General features: G+C 70.4%; 4 protein-coding genes. All 4 read right to left on the bottom strand.

Annotated features, from left to right (window positions below):
• Window positions 1-478: 478 nt before the first annotated feature.
• Window positions 479-1,762 (bottom strand): sugar ABC transporter permease, encoded by a 1,284-nt coding sequence (locus BGO15_RS14770; protein WP_286748458.1) that lies wholly within the window; start codon window positions 1,760-1,762, stop codon window positions 479-481.
• A complete protein-coding gene (locus tag BGO15_RS14765; RefSeq protein WP_286748457.1) occupies window positions 1,759-2,643 on the bottom strand; it encodes an ATP-binding cassette domain-containing protein in 885 nt (294 codons plus the stop codon). Before BGO15_RS14765 ends, BGO15_RS14770 begins: the two co-directional genes overlap by 4 nt.
• A 19-nt stretch (window positions 2,644-2,662) precedes the next feature.
• Complete coding sequence (locus tag BGO15_RS14760; protein WP_286748456.1) at window positions 2,663-3,751, bottom strand: substrate-binding domain-containing protein; 1,089 nt, start codon at window positions 3,749-3,751, stop codon at window positions 2,663-2,665.
• Window positions 3,748-4,652 (bottom strand): ROK family protein (locus BGO15_RS14755; RefSeq protein ID WP_286748455.1); only part of this gene is annotated, 905 nt, incomplete at its 5' end. The genes BGO15_RS14755 and BGO15_RS14760, both read right to left, overlap by 4 nt.

Raw genomic sequence — 4,652 nt, 5'->3', positions numbered from 1 at the left:
GAGCGCGGCGGCCATCAGGATGGAAGACTTCTTCATCTTTCGCCTTTCGTCATTGAATTGCAGGTGCCCCAGAGGTCGGGTCGTTGACTGCTCTCTGCGATCCTCATCGAGTGCGAGGCTGGCGTCAAGTCTTGAACGTAACGCTTTCGCAACGCCCGAACGAATGACGTTCCCGGTCCTGCTGCACCGGTGAAAGGTAGAAGATCATTGCGCACTATCAACAATTCGACAGATCAGATCTGAGCATTCTGCCTAATCAATCAGTTTGTGAAGTCAGTGGGCCTCCGCCGGGTTCGGCCAATGAACGCACGCGAGGTGCGCAGGATTTCGGAGATGTGCAGAAACGCGGGCGCTTCGGCGCCATTCGCGCCGAATCCCCGCACATCTCCGCGATCCTGCACAGGGGCCGGGGCCCGTGGGGTGGGGTGCGCTGGGCTGGGCGCCGGGCTGGTCGCGCGGGGTGGGATGCGCGGGGGACTCAGGCGCGACCGGTGGCCGCGCGGGTGCGACGTGACATCGCGTCGACGATCACCGCGAGCACGAGCACCACGCCGGTGACCATATAGCGGACCGACGCATCCAGGTTCAGCAGCGTCAGCCCCGAGGAGATCGACTGGATGACGATGATCCCGAGCAGCGCCGAGAACGCCGTTCCGCGGCCGCCGAAGAGGCTGGTGCCGCCGATCACGGCCGCCGCGATGGCGTTCAGGTTCGTGTCGCCGACGCCCGAGCTCTGATTCGCGGCGGCGAGGCGTGCAGCGGCGAGGATGCCGCCGACCGCCGCCAGCGTCGAGCAGATCATGAACACCGACACGTAGATGCCCCGCACGCGGATGCCCGCCCGCCGCGCGGCCTCACCCGAGCCGCCGACCGCGTACACCGCTCTGCCCCATCGCGTGCGGGTGAGGAGGATGTTCATCGCCACGACGAGCGCGAGGAAGAAGAGGAACATCACGCCGACGCCGCGCGACAGGTTGAGGTACCACGCCACGACCGCGAGGAACGCGAGGAGTCCCGCGCTGCGCACCGCGATCTCGAGGTAGCTCTGGCTCACGAGGTTCGCGCTCGCCCGGCGCCGTGCGCCGCGCACACGGGTCCACGCGTAGACGGCCACGGTGAGGACGACGAAGAGGTACGAGACCCACGCCGGGAGGAACAACTGCTGCGCGAACTGCACGATCGCGGAGTCGAACGGGAGGTTGATCGACCCGGTGTCGCCGAGCACGCTCAGCTGCAGCCCGAGGAACCCGAGCAGCCCGGCGAGGGTGAGCACGAAGCTCGGGACGCCGAAGCGCGTGTACAGCAGGCCGTACAACAGGCCGGCCGCCGCGCCGGCCGCGGCCGCCGCGAGCAGCGCGAACACGGGGTTCCACTCCAGCTGGACGAGCGTCACCGCCAGGATCGCCGCGGCGAGGCCCGAGACCGACCCGACGGAGAGGTCGATCTCGCCCACGAGGAGGACGACGACCACGCCCAGGGCGATCGTTCCGATGGCCGCGCACTGCATCGTGAGGTTCACGAGGTTGGTGCTCGAGAGGAACACAGGGTTGAGCGACTGGAAGACCGTCCAGATCACCACGAGCCCGATGACGACGGGGAGCGATCCGAGGTCGCCGCCACGCACGCGGGTGACGAGCAGCTCGACGGAGCCGCGCACCCGCCCGGTGACGAGGTCGATCGCGCCGCGCACGCCGCCCGCGTCGAGGCCGTCCGGCTCGGGGTGGTCCGGAGAGGTCAGGCGGTCCTGCGACGCGCCGGTCATCGGCCGCCCGCATCGTCAGGCCGGCGCGTGCTGATGGTCGGAAGGGCGATGATGTTCCCGTCTGTCGGTGGGAGCGGCGGCGCCTCCTCGGCGTCGCGGTCGGCCCGGCGGCTCACCGCGTTGTCCGTGGCGCCGGTGATCGCCGCGATGAGCGTCGAGCTGGTGACGTCCACCACGTTGTAGTCCCCGTTGTTGCGTCCCAGCCGCAGCACCACGACGCGGTCGGCGACGGCGAGGACGTCCGCCATGTTGTGGCTGATGAGGATGACCCCGTGCCCCCGCTCGCGCAGGCGCTCGATGAGGTTGAGCACCTCGGCGGTCTGCGCGACCCCGAGCGCGGCGGTGGGCTCGTCGAGGATCACGATGCGGGGATCGCCGATGAGCGAGCGCGCGATGGCGACGGTCTGGCGCTGCCCCCCGGAGAGCGAGGCGACCGGGACGCGCACCGAGGGGATCTTCGCCGACAGCTCGCGCAGCAGCGCCCACGTGCGCTGCTCCATCTCCACCTCGTCGAGCAGCCGGCCGTCCACGAGCTCCCGGCCGAGCCAGAGGTTCGCGACGACGTCGAGGTTGTCGCACAGCGCGAGGTCCTGGAACACCGTCGCGATGCCGAGGTCCTGCGCGTCGGCGGGGCTCGCGATCTCCACCTCCTCGCCGTCGAACGTGATGGTCCCGGCATCCTGCGTGTGCACGCCCGCGAGCACTTTCACGAGAGTGGACTTGCCAGCGCCGTTGTCGCCGACGAGCGCGACGACCTCGCCCTCGTTCACCCAGAACTCGACGTCGGTGAGCGCCTTGACCGCCCCGAAGTGCTTGTCGATGCCGCGCATCGTGAGGACGCGCTCCCGGGGGCGTCCCGCCCTGGCCTGATTCGCCGTCATGTCCACACTCCCCACCCGTCTAGCGGATGCCGGCGGCGTCGCAGGCCGTGACGTACGCCGGGGTACAGATATCCTTCACAGTCCAGAACCCGTCTGCAACGACGGTGCGCATGATGTCGTGGACGGTGACCGCCACCGGCTCCAGCAGCGTCGTCGGGACGCCGTCCGTCGTGGTGGGCGCGGTGACCTTCTCGCCGTGGATGAGGGCGACGGCGACCTCCGCGGCACGGTTCGCCTGCGGCTTGATGGCTTTGTACACGGTCATGTACTGGTCGCCGGCGACGATGCGCTGCAGGGCCGACAGCTCGGCGTCCTGGCCCGTCACCGGCGGCACCGGTGAGACGTCGGCGGCCTTGAACGCCGCCACGGCACCGCCGGCCACGCCGTCGTTCGCCGCGTACACGCCCACGATGCGGTCCCCGAACTGCGCGATCTGCCCGGCCACCCAGTCCTGGGCCTTGTCCGGGCTCCAGTCCGGTGTGCTGTACTCCGCCAGCACCGGGAGTCCGCTGGCATCGATGGCCCGGTGGGCGCCCGCCGCGAACTCCGACGAGTTGCTGTCCGTGGGGGAGCCGTTCACCATCAGGATGCCGTCGCCCGCGCGGAGCTTCTTGCCGGCCAGCGCCTGCACCAGCGCGGCGCCCTGCAGTTCGCCCACCTTCTCCCCGTCGAACGAGACGTAGTAGGCGAGCCCGCCGCCCGCGATCAGCCGGTCGTACGCGATGACCGGGACGTCCTGGGCGTGCGCCGCGCTCACGATGCTGGCGGCGGCCTTCGAGTCGACGGCGTCGAGCACGAGCACCTTCGCGCCGGCCGCGAGCGCCGATTCGGCCTGCTGCTGCTGGGTCGCGGCATCCTGATCCGCGTTCGAATACAGCACCTGGTAGTCGCCGAGCTGCCGGATGCGCTTCTCGAAGAGGGGACGGTCGAAGGTCTCGTACCTGGCGGTCTTGGCGTCGGGGAGGAGCAGGGCGATCTTGTCGCCGCCCGACCCGCCCTGCGCGCCGCAGCCGGCCGTCGACATGCCCGCGGCGATCAGGAGCGCGGCCACGGCGACGCGCGCGCCGAAGCGGAGACGACCGGTCCGTCGCATGGAGACCGGGGTCACGCCGACACGGGCAGGGACTCGGCGTCGACGGTGACGTGGTCGAGGGCGACCGCGATCGCCCCCCGCGTCTCCGCCCATTCGCCGAACGATGCGCCGACGATCTCGGGAAGGCCCATCGCGGACGAGAGCGCCGTGCGTTCGAGCGAGTGGCGCATCGGCGCCATGAGGATCTCGCCGGCCTGGGCCAGCTCGCCGCCCACCACGATGAGCTCGGGGTCGAACAGGTTGCACAGGCTCGCGACGGCGATGCCGATGTGCCGGCCCGCGTCCGCGATGACGCGGTGGGACCGCCCGTCGCCCGCTTCGGCGGCCTGGATGAGGTCGCTCAGGCGCAGCATCCCGGAGTTCGGCGGAAAGAGCGACAGGAGGGCGGGGCCTGCGGCGAACGTCTCGAGGCAGCCGCGATTGCTGCAGCGGCACACCGGGCCGTTCTCGTCGATCGTGACGTGCCCGATCTGCCCGGCCTTGCCATTGCCGCCGCGGAAGAGGTCGCCGCCGACGATGAGTCCCGCGCTGATGCTGTGGCCGACGCGGATGAAGACGGATGATGCCGCGGAGCGGCCGGTGCCCTCGCGCGCCTCCGCGAGTCCGCCGAGGTTCGCCTCGCTGTCGGCGAAGACCGGGCGCCCGATCCGGGCGGTGAGGCTGGCCGCGACGTCGACGCCCTCCCATCCGCGCAGAAGCCCCGGCGTCGACACCATCCCCGTGCGCGGATCGATCGGCGCGGGCAGCGCGAGGCCGACCGCGAGGAGGTCGTTCACGGTGCCGCCGAGCGACTCCATCATGTCGCTCAGCAGCAGGCTGAGGCGATCGAGCTCGGCGTCGTGGCGGTGGTCGAGGGGGAGCGGCAGCGAAGTCTGGCTCACGACGTTGCGCGTCGCATCCGCGATCGCGATGTGCA

Origin of the sequence: Microbacterium sp. 71-23 (assembly GCF_001897265.1) — a bacterium.
GTDB lineage: Bacteria > Actinomycetota > Actinomycetes > Actinomycetales > Microbacteriaceae > Microbacterium > Microbacterium ginsengisoli.
This window is presented reverse-complemented; position numbering and strand designations above follow the sequence as displayed.